The following is an 18,202-nucleotide window of genomic DNA, read 5'->3' as shown; positions in this document are numbered from 1 at the left end:
CTTTGTTCGCAAGTTGTGCCTGAGACTCGCCCCCGACTACCAAACGCGTTGCTCAACAGGCGCGACGCCCGATCGTTCGCGTGAAAAACCAAACAACGCAGTTGATCGCGGATCGAGCTGGCAATCGTCTTGGTCACCGTGTTGACGTAGTGCAGTAAGCCACTGCAAGGACCGCGACGGATTCTTAAATCAACTCTCGAATCGGTTTCCCACCATCGACGATCGGCGTTGGGCGTCCGTTGAAGTCCTTGATAAAGACGCTGGACGAATCAATCCCTAGGTGGTGATAAATCGTCGCCAAAAAGTCGTGAGCACTGCATCGACTTTCGATAGCGTCTTCGCCCAATCTGTCGGTGGCCCCGATGAAGCGGCCCGTTTCGATCCCGCCGCCGGCCCAAATATTGGAAAACGCTCGCGGCCAGTGATCGCGACCGGGTTGCTTGGTGCCGGCGGCCGCGCTTGCGTTGCCAGCGCCCGTGCTGGGCTGATAGTTAATCTTGGGTGTGCGGCCAAATTCGCCCGTTACAACGACGAGCACGCGATCGTCCAAACCTCGCTGGTAGATGTCTTCGATCAACGCAGTGACTGCTTGATCGTAAGCGGCCGCCCGAAATCGCATCGCGTCAAACACGTGATGATTCACGGCGTGGTCATCCCAGTTGCTGACTCGGCCACAAAGCGGGCCGCGCAAACTGGACGTCAATACATCGACCCCGGCTTCGACCAACCGACGGGCCAACAAGAGTTGCTGTCCCCAAGTATTGCGGCCATATCGATCACGTGTTTTGTCGTCTTCCTTCGTCAAGTCAAAGGCGACCTTGGTTTTGGGATTCGTCAGCAAGGTCATTGCCTGCGTTTCGAATTCGTCCAACGCTCCCAGTTCGCCATAAGTGTCGAACTGCCGGTGAAGCGTGTCCAGTTTCTCGCGAAGTGAAATGCGGCGCTGCAAACGTTCAATTTCGCTTTGATCAGAAAGACCGATATTCGGCACCACAAAATTCGGCTTGTTCGGATCTCCGTTGACACCGAATGGACCGTAAGCGTCCCCTAGGTAAGCTGGTCCGTTGTAAGTCGTGGCCGTATTGAGCGACACGTAAGCTGGTAACGGATTGGTGCGTGGCGATTCTTGGCTACGTAGATAGTTTGCGACTGACATCCAATCGGGATACTTCGGTTTAGGCTTGTCTCGCGTATCCTTGTCCCCCGAAAACATCTGCATCGAACCGGCAGGATGGCCGCCCGCTGTTTGATGCATGCTGCGTAGCACCGTGAACTTATCCGCGATCGCAGCTTGCCGCGGCAACAGTTCTGTAAACCGCATCCCAGGCACTTTGGTCGCGATAGTTCCGAAGGGACCTCGATACTCCACCGGCGCATCCGGTTTGGGATCGTAGGTGTCGATATGCGAACAGCCACCGGGTTTCCACACCATGATCACGGCTTTCTTCTTGGGCGTGACCTCCGGACTAGCCGCCCGCAGGCGCAGCATGCCCGGCAGACTCAGGCTAGTGAAGCCCGCAATGCCGAACCGCATGAAACTGCGGCGAGTTGGCGTTGCAATCGATTCCGGTCCACAGCAACGGTGTTCTTTCGATAATTTGGTCATGGTGTTTCCGCAGGCAGGACACGAATCGAAATGGGTTGAGAAACAATGATCTCGGCGATGTCTTTGGGCTTCGCGTTTGCACCACCGCCGTCGACATGCTTCGCAACGGCACCGCCATAAAACGCGACGGTATAGTCACCTGGTTTGGTTTTCAAAGCGGCCAAATCCAAAATTGTTTCGCTGTGATCTTTGGCAATGGGAAGATCAAATTTGGGGTTCCTTTCAAAACCAGCTCCAAACGTCTTCATCCCAATGTTGGCCCCTGAAAATTCGCCGCGTCGAAGGTGAATCAGCGGAACTTTGATTTTTTCGCCAACCTTGGCTTCCCAGACTTTTTCTTCTTTTGCTGCGATCGTGATCGGTGCAACTTCTTCGCCACCGACCGAAACCGGAATCTGGACCAACAGCCGTGGCTGAGTCACTTCGTCTCGTGCGTTGCGAACCGGCCAAGCCATGGATGCTGCGTGCCCGACGCGCTGAACCAACTGACCATCGATCGTTGCCCGCCCGACAAACTTGGCCATCTGATACCCGCGCGGAGCTCCCTCGGCGGCGGTCACCAACAGCGTTCCTTGTGATTGACCTGTCCCCAGCGTCAAACCCTCCGCTGTCACACCGTCCGGCAAATTTTCGAGTGCCAATTGAATCGGTCCCTTGAACCCGTCACGCCGGATCGCCACGACTTCCATTGCTCTGGTATCTCCGCCACGCAGGGCCAACGGTTTTGACAGGGCGTTACGGTCACCGTTTCGCAATTGCATGTGCAGCCCCCACATCACAATGGAAAAATCCGGCGATGCTTTGCGAATGACCATTCGATAATCGCATCGCGGGTCCGTGCGGGTTCCACCCAGCAGATCGTTTAACTGCAATCGGTAGACGCCGTCTTGCGGAATTTCCAGTTTGCCCAGAATGTCCGTTGAACCGGAGTTGTACGGCGGTCCATTGTAGGTGTAAGCGTAGGTCGACAACTTGACCGGACTAGGAATGTCCGTCAGCTCGATCACATCGTCAGTCGTTTCGACGCCATTCTTGACTGAAACCCGTTGAACCACAGCGGTCGGGTCAGTCGGTCGCCCCAGTCGCTCCGAAGCAACTTCGATCCACCAGACCTCACCCTGCTTTGCACTGAACTGAAAACGATCGACATCCGCGGCCGGGTAAAACCGTCCTGCGATATCACAAGGCAATTCGATCTTCTGAACTTGATCCGCTGTGTCGTTCGGTTCGATTTCGGCCAACGCGGCTTTCGCTGGCAATCCAGCGGGTGGCCACGAGTGCGATTGAACCGACCGCGTCGACGCCAACCGTTCGACCGGCTGATCATCCGGCGTATCAGCCAGAACCTCGCGTATCGACAGGCGATAGAAAAAGTGGGGCCCGCCACTAAACGTCAGATCGTGAACCTTCACCACGTACTTCCCGTCAGCATCGAATGTGTAATCGATGACGCCACCACGTCGCTCCGCACGTAAGTCGCTCCCGTTGCTGTCTGCCAAGATAATGACGGGATTGAGCCTCGAATCGATTCCATTGGCAGCGCAGTCGATGACAACACGCTGCCCCTTGGTAGCTGAAAACGAATAGTGATTTACTTGGCGTGGTCCGACAGCCGCATTGCAGATCGAATTGACATCGACGGGGACCACTGTCTCCAAAGTCGCGGACGCTTTTGTCTGATTGACTTCTTTAAGATCACCAACACTGAACGCTCTGGGGCTGGATAATCCCAATCGCGTCATGACACGAGCTTCGTAGACACCAATGTCACAATCGCCTGCGACGTCAACCACGAAAGTGTTCGCCATTACTTTTCCATCGTCGGCGACCTTCGGCTTGGCAGAAATACCAGGATGCGAAAACACCAGTTCCGCGGCTTCTTCGATCGATTCGCCTGTGATGACCACTTCAGTGACGCGGCCGGTTTGTGCGCCCATCGGAGTCACCGTCAACAACCGCGGCAGCGGCAGACAAACGGATTGCGCCGACGCGCCGTTCGCAAAAAACGCAGCGCCACACGTCAGCAACAAAGCGATTTTGGACATTCGGTCTTCAAGGACAGCCATCATTCGATGCAACGCTCCTAGTGATTGAACAAAAATTCTTTTGTATTGATCAGTGCCCAAATCAAGTCCTGCATATTTTGCTGGACAGCTTTGACTGAACTCATCGGCTTGCCGTTCTTCTCTTGCCGTGACTCATTCAGATAGGCCTGAGCCGTTGTCAGCTCCGCATCACTGGGTGGGCGAGAAAACGCCACGGCATAGAGCTCGCCGATGCGTTCCTCCATCGGCAATTCCGCCTTCGCCAACTTGGCCACTCGGCCTGACGCGACTTGCAGTTTCGATTTGATATCGGACGCATTGATTAGGTGCAAACTCTGCGAAAGGCTTGCCGATTGAACTCGTTCACATTCACACACACTCGTGCTCTCAGGCCGCCCAAAAACTTTCAAGAACGGCGACGACTTGTTGTAGCTGTTGTCTGGCAAAGCGACCGCGCGCGTTCCGGCAGGTAAATTTGCGAATGCCGTTTCCGCACCGGTCAAATGATCAATCGAATCCAGTAGAACCTCCGCTTGAACGCGTCGCGGATAGAAACGCGAGTAATTTTGGCGGTCGGCGATATTGAAGCGATTCGGCTCGGAACTGAGCTGATAAGCCGTCGACCGAGTGATCGTCCGCACCAATTCTTTGAGGTCGTAACCGCTGGCAACAAAGTGTTCTTCCAAGGCCGACAACAATGCAGGATTCGTGGGCGGATTCGTGTCGCGGATGTCGTCTTCGGGCTCGATCAGTCCGCGTTTGAAAAAGTGTTTCCAGTAACGATTCACGACCGCTTTGGCAAAGAACGGATTCTCCGGCGACGCCATCCAATTTGCGAAACGCAGTCGCGGGTCTTCGTCGGGACCGATCTGGCCGACCGAATCCCCCAACGCAGCGGGCCGAATCGTTTCGCGTGAGCGAGGGTTGATGGAACCGGCAACACCTCGTTTGTGATAAACCAAATTCTCGCCCGGCATGCTGGTCGGCTTGCGTCCCACTTGGCTGAAAAAGGCCGCCAATCCGTAGTAATCATCTTGGCTCCAACGCTCGAATGGATGGTGATGACACTGCGCACATTGCATGCGCACGCCTAGGAACAACTGCGCGACGTCTTCGAGCTGTTCCTTGGGATCTTTTACTCGCTTGTACCAAGCCGTGGCGGGGTTAGCGATCACGGTGCCGGTCGCGGCCAGCAGCTCACGCACCAGTTCGTCGTAGGGTTTGTTTTCCAGCAAGCTATCGCGAATCCAAGCGTGAAAAGCAAAATTTGACATCAGGTCGCTTTTCGCATCGCGGCGATTCTTCAGCAACGTCGTCCACTTGTTTGCGAAATAATCAGCGTAGCCAGCACCGCCAAGCAGTCGGTCAATCAGTTCATTTCGTTTAGTTTCACTTTCGCTCTTGAGATACGCGGCCGTTTCGTCCTGGGTAGGCAGACGGCCCGCAATGTCCAGCGTAACGCGGCGCAAAAACGTTGCGTCATCGACTATCGCCGACGTGGGAATCCCAAGTTCACGTAGGTTTTCAAAAACATGTTGATCGACAAAATTATTCACCGGAGGCAGTTCTTCAATGACCGCATCCATTGGCACGGACCCTGCAAAAACGGCGGCCCGTCCTTGGTAACGCACCATGACCGAAAATCTGCCAGGAACCTTGTCGGCTTGAACCTGGCCCAGTTCGTCTACCGTGGCCATGCCGACGTCGTTTGATTCGAACAGGGACAGCGAAGTAACATCGCGTGTGCTGCCGTCATCGTAATGGGCAAATGCTCTTAGCGATTGAACTTCGTTGGGCGCAAATTTTGCATCAGGCGGTTCAACGGTGACCGACTGCAACGACGGCTCATCGTCCACTGCCAGCGGCGTGCCTTGCTGAATCCAATCGCGGATCGTCGCGTATTCTGGTGAGTCAATCAACAAACGAACACCACCGCCATGCGTCACACGGCCGGTCGCTTTTAACAAGAGCAAGCTACGATCGGGCGACGCGGGGAAAAGCCGACGCGACTTCCCTTCGCGAGTTAAATGCTCGTAGTCCTCCAAAGGCTCGAACCCCAACAATGAAAGCTCGAATCCATTTTGTCCGCCGCCCGCTTTGGCATGACAGGTACCCGTATTGCAACCCGCTTTGGTCAGAACGGGCATCACATCGTTGGCAAAACTGACTGTCGGTTCCAAAGCGGCGCTGGACGAAGCATTGATCAGCAAACCGCACAGTGGCAACGTAACGACGACCGCGCCGACAAAAAGCGAGCGGGCGCAGGACAGAACGGTTCGACAGAGACTGCGGTGGAACATGGCTCTCGCAGTGGAAACACTCGACGATCGTTCGCATCACACGAACCGACGAGACATTCTGGTGGTAGGATTTTGGGCAGGACTCACCATCGGCGAGCCCCTACAGAGTAGTGAAAGCCTGATGCCGAGTCCAATTCAGACTATCAGCCATGCGAATTTGCGGACTTTTACCACTCTCTAGCCTTCGTCCAACACGTCTCGCTGTTCAATCAATGTTGCCAATCCAACCGCCAACCATGAAAAAATCGATGCTCATTCGCAGAGAAAATGCCGCTGGCTTAAACATCCTGATGTGCTTCGTGGCAGTTGTGTGCTGCGCATTGGCTGGCAATCCATTGACGGGCAGTCTCTTGGGCAGCAGTGCGACTGCAGAAGAAGCCAATCGCGACGGAGAATCGCCGCTGCATACACGATCGCTGTTTGTATCCGGTCAAAACGACACTCACACGTATCGCATTCCAGCGATTGTCACTGCAACCAATGGTGATCTGATCGCAGCATGCGATGCACGACGAAACAGTGCTGCTGACTTGATACACCACCGGACAATCGACATCGTTTATCGGCGCAGCACCGATAACGGTGAAACGTGGTCCCCCATCAAAAAGCTAGAACACCGGGACGACGGCGGTTGCAGCGATCCGTCGCTTGTGGTCGACCGAACGACTGGCGAAGTAATTTGTTTCTACAACTTCATGTCCGCCGACAAGTCCGATAAAGAGTTTCGTTTCGTCATGCACCGAAGCCGCGATCATGGCGTGACCTGGGGCAAACCGATTGATTTTACGGACCAAGTCGCCGGCAGTGAATTGAAGGACAGCTTCAAGTTTGTGACGTCCGGTCGCGGCATCCAAACTCGCGACGGCGTGTTAATGCACAACTACGTTCGCGTCGGCGATGGCGTCACCCTTTTTCGCAGCAAAGATCACGGAGCGACGTGGCAATCCTTTGCCGATTTGCAACTAGGTGATGAATCAAAACTGGTTCAGCTATCCGACGATTCATTACTGGTCAATTCCAGAAAAGAAGTCGGCAAGCGTTTCGAACACCGTTCACTCGACGGCGGAAAGACATGGAGCACACAACCGTTTGGGCTGACGGACCCACGATGCAACGCCAGCATCCTTGCTATGACTTCGCGACAGGACGGGCACCAAAAGAATCGACTTCTCTTTTGTAACGCTGCATCGCCCAAAGGACGCAAAAACCTGACACTCCGAATCAGCTATGACGACGGCATGTCGTGGAGTGACGGCAAAGTTATCGATGCAGGACCATCCGCCTACAGCGAATTGACAATCCTTCGCGATGGCAGCATCGGTATTCTCTATGAACCGGGGTACAAGGAAGTCCGCTTCGTGCGTCTGACGCTAGAGCAGTTAACCGGGGGCGACGACCGACTTCAGAGTCCCTACGGCGGCTATCAAAATGTCAGCACTACACCGTCAGCGTCAAGCAATTTTGCAAAGAACAACTTGGTCGCTTGGTGCATCGTGCCGTTCGATGCCAAGAAGCGAGGACCGGCCGAGCGAGCTGAAATGGTTCACGACTTAGGCATTCGACGCATTGCCTACGATTGGCGAAAAGAACACATCGGCGAGTTTGAAGATGAGATTCTGGAATATAAAAAGCACGACATTGAGTTTTTCGCCTTTTGGTCGTGGCACGATTCATTTGAACTATTGATCAAGAAACACAACATCCAACCTCAGATCTGGACGACGGCGCCTTCACCCGAAGCCGAAACGCAGCAAGCACGCATCGAAATGGCGGCCGCCAAACTGCTTCCGCTTGTCAAAAAAACTGGCAAACTGGGGCTGAAACTGGGGCTCTACAACCACGGTGGCTGGGGTGGAATGCCGGAAAACCTGGTCGCATTGTGCGAACACCTTCAGACGGTTCACGACGCCGATCATGTCGGCATTGTCTACAACTTTCACCACGCGCACGATCGAACCATCGACTTCGCAACGGGATTTGCGAAGATGAAACCCTATCTTTTTTGCTTGAATCTGAACGGGATGGTCAGCCCCGAGGAATTCGACGTCCACCAACAGCAGCACAAGATTAGGTCCATCGGCAGCGGAAAGTTTGAAGCGCAAATGATCAAGAGCGTCCTGAACAGCCAGTACCAAGGTCCAATCGGCATTTTGGATCATCGCCATGACTTGGACACCGAAGTGGTTCTGACGCAGAATTTGCAGGGACTGGAGCACGTCCTTCAGCAGATTGGCGATGTGGGTGTGCAGAGCGAGAAATGAGCGATCGGTTTCAGCTCATTCTTGACAACTACGGTGGATGATGTCGTGGCGAGTCGTTTTCTTTACCTTGGCCATTTCTGTCCCAGCGGAAAAGGGCGTCCGAACTAATGAGACTCGCGACTGCTGCATTGTTCCTTTCATCCACCGCGCTTTTCATCGGATGTACCGATTCGTCCTCGCAGATCCATCCTGATCAAATGGCAGCCACCTCTAAGAAACCAACGAACGTGGGCTCAGTCGTCATCACGGGCGGCGTTGAAACCGATCCACAAGATCGCGGTCGACCGGTCGTGTTGATTGGGAACGCGTTGGGAGTGACGCCCAAAGTTTTCCGCGACGCTTTCAGTGGTGTCACCCCAGCCAAGAGCGGTCCACCGTCGCCGTCACACGCACGTGCAAACAAGAAAATCCTGATGGACGCACTGGGAAAGCACGGGGTTACTAACAACCGCCTGGACGAAGTTTCCAACTACTACAGATACCGCCCACAGGACGGTGAGATCTGGACGTTTGTGCCAGCCACCGCCAAAGCCACGATTCAGAATGACAAAGTCGTCGGTATCGAAATTATCGAATCAGGGTCCGGCTACACGACGCCCCCCAACATCAGCATCGTCGGTTACGAAGATACCCGCGTGATCGCCGAAATCCAATTCAGCACTAATCTGCAGAAAAACGGGCGTGTCGTTTCGCTTACCTTAAAATAAGCGAACGATTGTCAGCTACTGCTTGGCAAGTGCTACTTGGCTAACAACGAAGTGTGGTCGTGGACGATCTTCCATGCGTGATCAATTCGTTTAAACACCAGTGTAAACTTACCACCGATCGGATCCTTGTCGCGATCGAGTTTCCAGGTGCCAATGACTTGCATCGCATCATCGCCCAATTTCAGAAACTCCAAATCGGAAAATGTCGTCATGCCCATCGTGGCCTTGTCGGGATAGCGTTTTCGGTAGCTTGCCAACGTGGCATCAAATCCCCGCGTCACCTTTCCTCCCGAGGAAAACGTCAAGTTGTCGCTGCGCCAGTACGGTTTCATAAACGCATCAAGATCACCATCACTCCAGTCCGAAGCTTGCTGGTGAATAATGGCAGCAATGACTCGCTCTGCATTTTCACGATCCTCGCCGGCGTCGGGTTCTGCCGCAAGTTTTAGATGGGTGTCGAATCGCCCCGTACTATCCGCTGCACCACAGCTCATCCCTGGCGTATTGTGCTGCATTTCGATCTTGCCGGTGCGAGATACGGTTATCAATCCGCCGACTCCTTGCTCCAGTCGCTGCGTCATCACTTCTGTCACCGCATCTTCCAGAGATCGATTCGCATAACGCATTTGCGCCGCGATGTCGTAAGCAACCGAATGCCGAATGTACTCTTCGCCGACGCCCGTGCCCGATACCGCACACGTGTCGTTGGAGGCGTAAGTGCCCGCGCCAACAATCGGAGAATCTCCGACACGTCCGGGCAGTTTTTGGGCAGTGCCGCCAGTACTGGTTCCCGCCGCGAGATTGCCGGACTGATCCAGGGCAACGCAGCCGACGGTCCCGAAATGTGGTTCCGAAGCATCAGCTGCTAGATTGTTTTTGCGTCGGTAGGAATTGTCAAATTTGCTAAGAAAGTAATCTGGTTTGACCAACGGCACCTTTTGTTCTTCTGCAAATTCATCGGCGCCAGGGCCGGCCAGCAAAACATGTTTCGTTTGGCTCATCACTAAACGAGCCAAGCCAATCGGGTTCTTGGTCCGGGTCACGCCAGCGACCGCGCCGCAAGCCCTTGTCTTTCCGTCCATGATTGACGCATCCAATTCGGCTTTACCGTCTTCAGTCAGCACGGCACCACGGCCCGCGTTGAAACTTGCGTCGTCCTCTAGCACACGAATCGCTGCCTCGACCGCGTCCATTGCTTCACCACCAGACTCCAAAACGGCCTTTCCCGCCGACAGAGCTTTTTCAAGCCCTTCCTTTCGAGCCGCCCTTTTGCGGTCTTCCCACTTGGCAGGATTTCCACCAGCACCGCCGTGAATCGCAATGGCCCATTGCACGGAAGGTTCATCAGCAGAGCTTGGACTGAGATTCATAAAAAAGACGGCGAGGAAAAGGCTAAGAATGATGCGCATCGATTTCTTCCGTAAGGCAACGGCGATTTACTATTTACGACGAATACACTTTTCGCCAACCCAAGCAGTCTTGGCTGCCGATTTCAAAGTCGCGGCACACGTTGGGTCGGTGCTGATGATGTTTGCATCGCTGGAGACTAGCATCGTACCAACAACAGACGTCGTCCAGTTCACCGTCGCTGGGCTCGTCGTACGAAGCCATGAATTCCAGCAATTCCGACTTAAGCTTTGCCGGCATCGTCAGCCAGTGCTCTTCCGTCGCTTCGCCGCTGTCAGTGACGACATAACTGGGGTACCCCATGTGCTGGCAGCACGCACCACAGCCCTGGCAATCGACGACAACGGGCAACGTTTTTCGTTTCGATGAAGTCGCTCGACTCACTCGCGATCCGCTATGTTCATCGTGGCTCGAATTCCGCCGTTTTGAAATGAAAAGGTAGTTCGGACGCTATCTTCGTCGCCAAACGTATTAGCCAAAATAGGACCGGCCTGCGGATCCAAGTGATAGCCGTGATGACTGGAATAGTAGGTCGCCTGTTGTTCGTTCCACAGGTAGTCCCCGCCGGTAGGCTCCACTAATGTTTGTCCAAACAGTTGGCTGTACACTTCCATGGGATTACGATCAGGATAACGACTGCGTAGATAATTCAAAATCGGCAAATTGCTCCACGCGATCTTGTGGGTGCGCAAAAGCCCGCCGCGATAGTTCGTCTGCGTCATTGCTTCAGCCGCTTGCCCAGTGACGTTCATCACCATCTGCGGATTCAAAAGTTTAGCCGGATCGACGACGGCTGGCTCGGTGTCGTCGGCCAGCGTCGCAATGTCATTGCCGTCGCCTTTGGGAGCATCCTTTTTGTTGCCATCTTTCTTCCCCCTGACGGCTGCAGCGCTCCGCTTGATGTAGCGATCGATCGTTCGCTCAATCACGCCTTGGTTACCGCTCAGGGTAATACCGTCAGGCAACGTGACATAGTAGAGCGTCGGCGTTTCTTCTTGCCCTTCAAAGATTCGATCGATGGGTTGGCCAGTAACGTATTCAAATTCCTTGTACTTTGCTGATCCCCAGCGAATCGTATTGGGAGCAAATTGACTTTGCAACGACCGAATCGCCACGACAAATGCGGTCAGCCGCAACGAGTCTTTGGACGGCACGTGAAAACCGATGGGAAGATCGTTGACCAACTCCTCGAATTGAAACGCCCAGCGATCACGTGCTTCATAGCGTCGCATCCACTCTTCGTCATAGTCAAAGTAAACGCTCGCCGATCCATCGATCCAGCCAAACGGATCCACGTTGACGCCGCCCATTTGGCTCTGGACAAACATGCGTGCAAAGTTAAAAGTCGGCGTATTCACATCGATGGCCACATCAATCGAAGCGATCGATTCGGGATGATGATCACCCGCGCCGGGTTTCAATCGAGCATCACCAACGATCTGTCGCCACTGCCGATACTCCGAATTGATTACGATCGGAATCACCGTAAGGTCCACCGTCAATTCGTCATCTTGAAGTCCGATTTCGACCGCAATCGGGTCAAAAACACGTCGCCAGCGGCGTTCATACCGCACCCGCCACCGGTTGTACAAATCAACTTCCTTTTGCGTCGCGCGTGTCAGATCCATTTCGACAATCGGCGTTTGAAAATCCAAGGTTCCGTATTCATCGCTACGAACCCCCGTGGAAGTCAATTTCACCGTGCCGGCGAGCGGCAGTTCGCTATCACGATGAATCACAGTTTCCGATTGGATCTGTCCGCCTACCAATGCATCCGCGTTTTGCATGGTAACTTCCGCAATCGTTGCTCGAGCTCGCGTTCGGCGTGAAGCACTGATTCGCCATTGCGGTCCACACCAACGACGAATCGCTCCATCAGTGATAACGACCAGTGCTTTTTGGTTCTTCGTATTGCGAGGGTACCGTTGGCGAAAGAATTTGTACTCGTCCAGATCGTGCATCGATTCGGCATCGCCACGAGCGCATTTGAGTACGCTCAGCATTTGACGCAGCGAGTTCGTCACGACGACGGTGTGATCGGTAACCGCGACGAAGCTACAAAACTTGCGGCTAGGATTGGACCACTGGGTAAACACCTGTCCGTCCACTTTGTGGTCAATTTGCTTGACATCCTGGTGCAGCGCTGATTGCCCGCTGACCAACGCGACGATCGACTGATGGAGCAGTTCGGGTTGTCCCGATTGCATCAAAACCGCGATGTCAGTGCCGGTGCGAAAATACGGATCGGATCCCGTCACAGCGACTTCGCCAACCAGTGCACCACCGAATTGTCGCGTCAGCCCATTGAGCGGCAAGCCAAGTTGCCGTTGATACATCCCAAGCACATCGGTGACTCGCGACTGCGGTTCAAACCAGTGAACCAGCGGACGAGCAAGCTCACTGCCACGGCCTACCATTTCGGAAAGTAACTGAAACGATGGCAGGAAAACAGCGTATTGATCTTCGCGAACCAATTTGGCGAGCGGATCGAGCTCGGTTGGCTGATCCGACAATTGATCGCTCCAATCGATCGCGTCGACGGTCACACCGCGAACATCTGCAAGTTCGATCAGTTCTCCGCGATAGTTGTCGGGATCATCCAATTCGGTGTCGAGCGATAAGTTTTCGCTAATCGCACGACCGCCCGACATCATGTTAATTGTCGCATCAACACCTTGGTCACGCCGCAGCGGCCAACTGGGGCCAACGGCTTGGGCTTTTTCGCCAGCTTTTTTCATCGACGCGATCGCGAGATTCCGGAACATCGCCGCCCCCGCATACTCCGATGACCAAAGCCGCTGAAAGTGCTCGCCTTTCGCACGATGAAAATCCTTGGCATCGACGGTGCCACTTACGTTGCCTGCGACTGAAAAGTCCAACTTGGCCAATACGGTTTCGCTGGGATGGTCGGGATGCCGTGCCAGTTTGAATAGCATGCCGGTGACAGCTTGACCGCGCGTTTTGCGTCCAAGAATGCGGTAGCCCTTGTATTCATTGTTCCGCTTCTTCGATTCCAGCAAGTAAGCTTCGCAATCGTCCGAAACAACGACGCGCGGATCGTTTTTCTTTTGATAAAACGAAGCCTTCAATATGGGTGGATCCGATGCGATTTTGGACTGATCGAATCCCGCGACCAACTCAGCCGCGTCGACGGAGAAATACTCCCACTGTTTTTCAGCTGCCACCACCGTGTCGCTTGGCTTTGGTGATCGGTCTTGGCCAACTGCTGGCAATGCCAGTCCCACCAGACAAGCGAGCATCAACGACGCGCCGCAGGCCCATTTGCCAGTTCGCCGGCGCAAACACGCGGATTGAATCGATCGACTAACTGATTTCCAAATTTTCATCGCGAACCCGGTTTTTTGATGGGAGTGAGGTGGCTTAACCTTAACGGGAGCCCCTCGCCAACACAGTGATGCGCAGTTTTTCGACGCATCGCCGATTTATCTTCGATTGACGCGGCTGCTCACGAACCGCGCCGAAAGAGACAGCCTAATCTTAGGCGACATGGTGTTTTACGACCTATCTTACGCCTCCAGCCTGCCCGCACGTCGGACGCTGAAGCGGCAGACGAGGGCAGGATAAAAAGCGCCAAAACCGCTATTTCTCACGCGTCTGGTCTTCGTCGGATCCAAGGATCCCGTCGGATTCCAAGTACAACAATAAGTCTCCGATTTCCGCGGCGCTGAACGTATCCAACAACCCCGTTGGCATCCAAGACACAGGCGACGGACGCTCCGATTCGATCGTGGACTTTTCGATCTCAATCACTTTCGAAGGCTGGTTGGGGTCGACAGCGATCCGTAGTTTGGTGGATCGATAATCGCCGCCAAGAGCGACCTGTCCTACATGTGTCTTACCGTCGGACGTCACCACTTGAATGCTCTGATACTTGGGAGCGATGACGCGCGAGGGATGAACGATCGAATCCAACACATCGCGGCGGGCAAAACGCCGGCTAACAGCTGACAAGTCGGGACCGACGAACGTTCCGATTTCGCCGTGGCGGTGACAGTTTGCGCACGCCGCATCCACGAAAACCTGTCGACCGCGCTGCAGGTCGCCTTTGCCGGTTCCCACCGATTGAATCAATTCGTCAACCGTCCAGTTGCGAACAAACGGCCGCGTCGCTTTTGGTGCGGATGACTCAACCGGCTGAGACAAATTTTCGAGAAAATCCCTCCAACGCGACTGTTCCTTTGGTGAAATCTGCTCGATGGCTTCTTCACGAATTTTGGCAAGAAAGGTGCCCATGCCTTCACCTCGCACGAAGTGTTTCGCTGCGGCAAGCTGATTGAAATACTCTCGCCGCAGTTTTTCGGTCCATCCTCTGTCTGCGTTTCTCAGCACATACAAAGAGTGAAAACGCTCGACTGGATCACTCGACTGCGCCATTACCGCGACAGTCTTTTCAACGACCGAACCGTCCGCCAAACGCACCAACAGTTCGCTCAGCAGCCGATTCACTTCAAACGAGGGGTCGGGATACAACGCGGCCAGATCCTTTGCAGACCTTCGCTTGAATTCCTCGGTCACCCACGTCGAATCGAACAAGAGCAAGTGGCACTGCAGAGCTGCCAATTTTTGACTGCGGGTCGCTGTTGCCAATGGCAGTTCGTGCAGCTCTGATTCAATGCCTGCACATTGTGCCCGGTTGTCACCCTGTCGCAGTGCTCGGCAATTCGCCAACAGCACTTCCAGCTTCGCTGCCAAATTCAATTCAGCAGGGAGCAATTCAGTGGCAAGCGAACGATTTCTTTCCAGCACATTTCTGGCCGCATGCCGAATCCAAGGATCCGCATCGGACAGGCCCGCGACAATCATGTCCGCTTCAATTTCGCTAGTCGGCTGCACCAGTTTTGATTCCAACGCTGCCCGCCGCTTTCGAGACTCTGCCGCAAACGCTTCTCTGGCAATTTGCTGTGGCGTTTGCTGACTTGGTGGTTGCTTTTCTCTTCCGACGTACTGGACACGGTACAGCGCCGACTGTGTTTTACGTCCTCCGGTAACGAAGTACAGGCAACCATCGGGACCAAAATCCAGATCGGTCACATTCAACGGCCGACCTTGCAAAAACGTTTCACCCATCATGCGATAGCTGGCTCCGCATGGCACCATGTGCGCGGCAATGATGCGTCCGTACGTCCAATCCAGAATAAACAGTGCGTCACGGTATCGCTGCGGAAAATCGCTTCGCGTACCAAACTTGACCGCCGTGGGCGACCCTTTGCCGATGTCCAAGTTTGGGCGAGCGTTGTCCGCGTGATCAGGAAAGTAGGGTGGCCACGACTTTGTAACACCCCGCCACCCGTAGTCTCCACCTGCAACCAGATGGCTGACGCGCGTCGGTCGGTACCATGACGAACCCATGTCGTATTCCGCATCAGCATCGTAGGTAAACACGTCGCCTTGTCGATTGAAATCGATACCAAACGGATTGCGCAATCCCGCCGCGACGACTTCGACGGTGCCGTTGGATGGATCGACGCGAATTAGATGCCCCTCGCTGGTTTTCTTTCCGTTTCGAGCATCACGCAGTGGCGAGGTGAGATCGTTAGCATCGGCTGGCAACCCAACGGAATCACCGTGAATGGAGTAGATTTTTCCGTCGGGCCCAAGAGCCAAGTCATTTCGACCGTGCCCCACACCGCCGGTCGATTCGTAAAGCAATTCGGGATCGCCAAAACGATCGTCCGTCTCTGGTTTCAAACGATACAAGCCCTTGCTGTTGTTGGCGTTGGCATACAAAACATCGTCGACGAATAGCAACCCACGACATTCCTGTAACGTGTCTTCGACGGTATGTGTCTCGACAACCTCCCTGCCATCTGGGCTCAGACGCATCCGCAACAACCCTTGTTTTTCTTTTGCGATCAAGACGCGGCCTTTCGAATCAAATGCCATGCTGACCCAAGAGTCTTCATTCTTTTTCGCGTGCCGAACGCGTCGAATCTCGAAACCGGGCGTCGTGTCGAAACGAACCGACGCCGTTTCATCATTCGCGTCACGAGCCAGTTTCCACTGGTCATAATTGTCGCTCGCGGCAACGGCGACTCTCCGCTTCTCATCGACCAAAGATTTAGCATCGACGGTACCGTAGGTCGTTGCGGGGCCGCTACCGCATTGCCAAGTTGCATCCGTGACAACCTGCTGAATCACTTTCTCCGCCGAACGCAACTGCAGACATAAGAAGAACGCCGAAGGGCCATCTACACTTCGGCAACGAACGGTGAACTCGTGAGTCCCCATTTCAAGCTGCCCGGCCACATTCATCAACGCGACCGGATCATAAGGCTCCAAGTCCAGCAGCATGCGACCATCCATCCAGACTTGAACTGCCATCGACTCGCCGGACGCCTGGATTGTCGCCTTGGAAAACTCCTCCTCGACCGTAAACGACTTACGAAACACAGCGATTTCGTCATCCGCTGGCGTTTGCGGATCTCCAACCCAATTGGGTCGCGCCGCATCCTCTGCTCCAACCGCGATCGCCAAGCTAACCAAGCCAGTAATCGCCAAAAGTCTGGTCGTCGTTATCATGCTGCCCCCGGTCGGTCTAAAATTTGTCACAGCCAATCATTCTATCGTCCTCCCCACACGCCGCGACGGCGTCACCCATGCGTCAAATCCTTCCACTGACATCGATCCTGACCGTCCTATTGTTTGCATCGCTTGCCGTGTGCGACGACTGGCCCCGATTCCGCGGCCCCTCTCTGGACGGAATCTCCCGGGAAACCGACTGGTCTGACCTTGCCGGTCGCGATCAGCCCACCAAGCGATGGATACAGGATGTCGGCACGGGAGTCTCGGGTATCGTGACCAGCGAATCGATGCTGTACACCATCGGCAACAACGATGACACCGACAGTGTGCAATGTCTGCACTGCGATAGTGGCAAGACTGTTTGGTCATTCACCTACGATTGCCCGCTTGACCCAAACGAATTTGAAGGTGGTCCCACTTCGACGCCCACTGTCGATGGCGATTCTCTTTACACGCTCAGTCGCTTGGGACAGGTGCATTGTTTTGAAAAACTCACCGGAAAACTGCGGTGGAGCGTCGACGCCGCCGAAGTCAACGACATCCGCGTGCCCGCTTGGGGATTTGCCGGGTCGCCACTATTGGTCGGTGACACTGTGTTGCTGAACGTCGGCGAAGCAGGACTAGCGCTGAACAAAGACTCGGGCGAGATGATCTGGAAGTCTGCTGACAAGGACGCAGGCTACTCGTCGATGGTCCCAATCCAGCAGCAAGGCAAAGCCGCTGTTGTTTTTGGTTCGGCGCGTTCCTACCTGTGTGTCGAGATTGATTCGGGAAAAGAACGATGGCGTCAACGATGGCTGACCACGTTTGGATGCAACGCGGCGGACCCAATCGTTGCCGGTGAATCGGTGTTCGTCTCATCCGGCTACAATCGCGGCAGTGCATTGCTTAGAACCGCTGACGGTGATCCCAAAGTGGTTTGGAAAAGCAAAGAGATGCAAAACCAACTGAGCACCTCGATTCTGATCAATGGCTTTGTGTATGGCATCCACGGTGACGTCGACGCGGGCACCCAGTTGCGCTGCCTGAAACTGGCGACCGGTGAAGTCGCTTGGAGCGAAGATTCGTTTCAGCCCAGTGCGATTGCCGCTGCTGGCGATCGGTTGATCGTCATCACCAACGAAGGTCAACTGGTGATCGCCAAGGCAACGTCCAAAGAGTACGAAGGCCTGTCACTGCATCCAATCATCGACGGCAAATGCTGGACATCACCGACTTTGTCCGATGGCCTACTGTACGTCCGTAGCATCGACGGCGAACTGACTTGCCTGGACCTGAGAACGTCCTCGCAGAATTGAATCGCGTATAATTGCCCTCCAAGACTTCACTTCTT

Annotated in this window: 10 protein-coding genes; 3 read left to right on the top strand and 7 right to left on the bottom strand. The window is 54.5% G+C overall.

The genetic code is table 11. The features are described 5' to 3' along the window. Positions 1–184: 184 nt before the first annotated feature. From K239x_RS22505 to K239x_RS22495, 3 genes are read right to left on the bottom strand one after another with little or no spacing between them, the layout of a single operon-like run. Positions 185–1,606 (bottom strand): DUF1501 domain-containing protein, encoded by a 1,422-nt coding sequence (locus tag K239x_RS22505; RefSeq protein WP_145420606.1) that lies wholly within the window; start codon positions 1,604–1,606, stop codon positions 185–187. Continuing rightward, positions 1,603–3,675, bottom strand: coding sequence for a serine protease (locus tag K239x_RS22500; RefSeq protein WP_419189280.1), 2,073 nt, complete (start codon positions 3,673–3,675; stop codon positions 1,603–1,605). Before K239x_RS22500 ends, K239x_RS22505 begins: the two co-directional genes overlap by 4 nt. Before the next feature lie 14 nt (positions 3,676–3,689). After that, on the bottom strand, positions 3,690–5,951 hold the full coding sequence (locus tag K239x_RS22495) for a DUF1549 and DUF1553 domain-containing protein (RefSeq protein WP_145420605.1): 2,262 nt from the start codon (positions 5,949–5,951) through the stop codon (positions 3,690–3,692). Between the two features lie 236 nt (positions 5,952–6,187). On the opposite strand from K239x_RS22495, the gene K239x_RS22490 reads away from it, so the two are divergent. Together K239x_RS22490 and K239x_RS22485 are read left to right on the top strand one after the other, a co-directional pair. Further along, on the top strand, positions 6,188–8,212 hold the full coding sequence (locus K239x_RS22490; RefSeq protein WP_419189279.1) for a sialidase family protein: 2,025 nt from the start codon (positions 6,188–6,190) through the stop codon (positions 8,210–8,212). Positions 8,213–8,409: 197 nt separating this feature from the next. Next, a complete protein-coding gene (locus K239x_RS22485) occupies positions 8,410–8,919 on the top strand; it encodes a hypothetical protein (RefSeq protein WP_145420603.1) in 510 nt (169 codons plus the stop codon). Positions 8,920–8,951: 32 nt separating this feature from the next. Here the strand turns inward: K239x_RS22485 and K239x_RS22480 are convergent, their stop codons facing one another. The 4 genes from K239x_RS22480 to K239x_RS22465 form a co-directional block, all read right to left on the bottom strand. Beyond that, positions 8,952–10,289: an isoaspartyl peptidase/L-asparaginase gene (locus K239x_RS22480; RefSeq protein ID WP_419189278.1), complete on the bottom strand. Its 1,338-nt coding sequence runs from the start codon at positions 10,287–10,289 to the stop codon at positions 8,952–8,954. A gap of 73 nt (positions 10,290–10,362) precedes the next feature. Further along, positions 10,363–10,677, bottom strand: a complete 315-nt coding sequence (locus K239x_RS22475) for a YkgJ family cysteine cluster protein (protein ID WP_145420601.1) — start codon at positions 10,675–10,677, stop codon at positions 10,363–10,365. Between the two features lie 29 nt (positions 10,678–10,706). Further along, positions 10,707–13,673 carry a hypothetical protein gene (locus K239x_RS22470; RefSeq protein WP_145420600.1) on the bottom strand — a complete coding sequence of 989 codons (2,967 nt, stop codon included), beginning with the start codon at positions 13,671–13,673 and terminating at the stop codon, positions 10,707–10,709. Positions 13,674–13,926: 253 nt separating this feature from the next. Continuing rightward, entirely contained in the window at positions 13,927–16,866 is a 2,940-nt protein-coding gene (locus tag K239x_RS22465) for a DUF7133 domain-containing protein (RefSeq protein WP_145420599.1), read from the bottom strand. Positions 16,867–16,943: 77 nt separating this feature from the next. On the opposite strand from K239x_RS22465, the gene K239x_RS22460 reads away from it, so the two are divergent. After that, a complete protein-coding gene (locus K239x_RS22460) occupies positions 16,944–18,167 on the top strand; it encodes a PQQ-binding-like beta-propeller repeat protein (RefSeq protein WP_145422516.1) in 1,224 nt (407 codons plus the stop codon). Positions 18,168–18,202: the final 35 nt, after the last annotated feature.

Origin of the sequence: Stieleria marina (assembly GCA_007741555.1) — a bacterium.
Taxonomy (GTDB): Bacteria; Planctomycetota; Planctomycetia; order Pirellulales; family Pirellulaceae; genus K23-9.
This window is presented reverse-complemented; position numbering and strand designations above follow the sequence as displayed.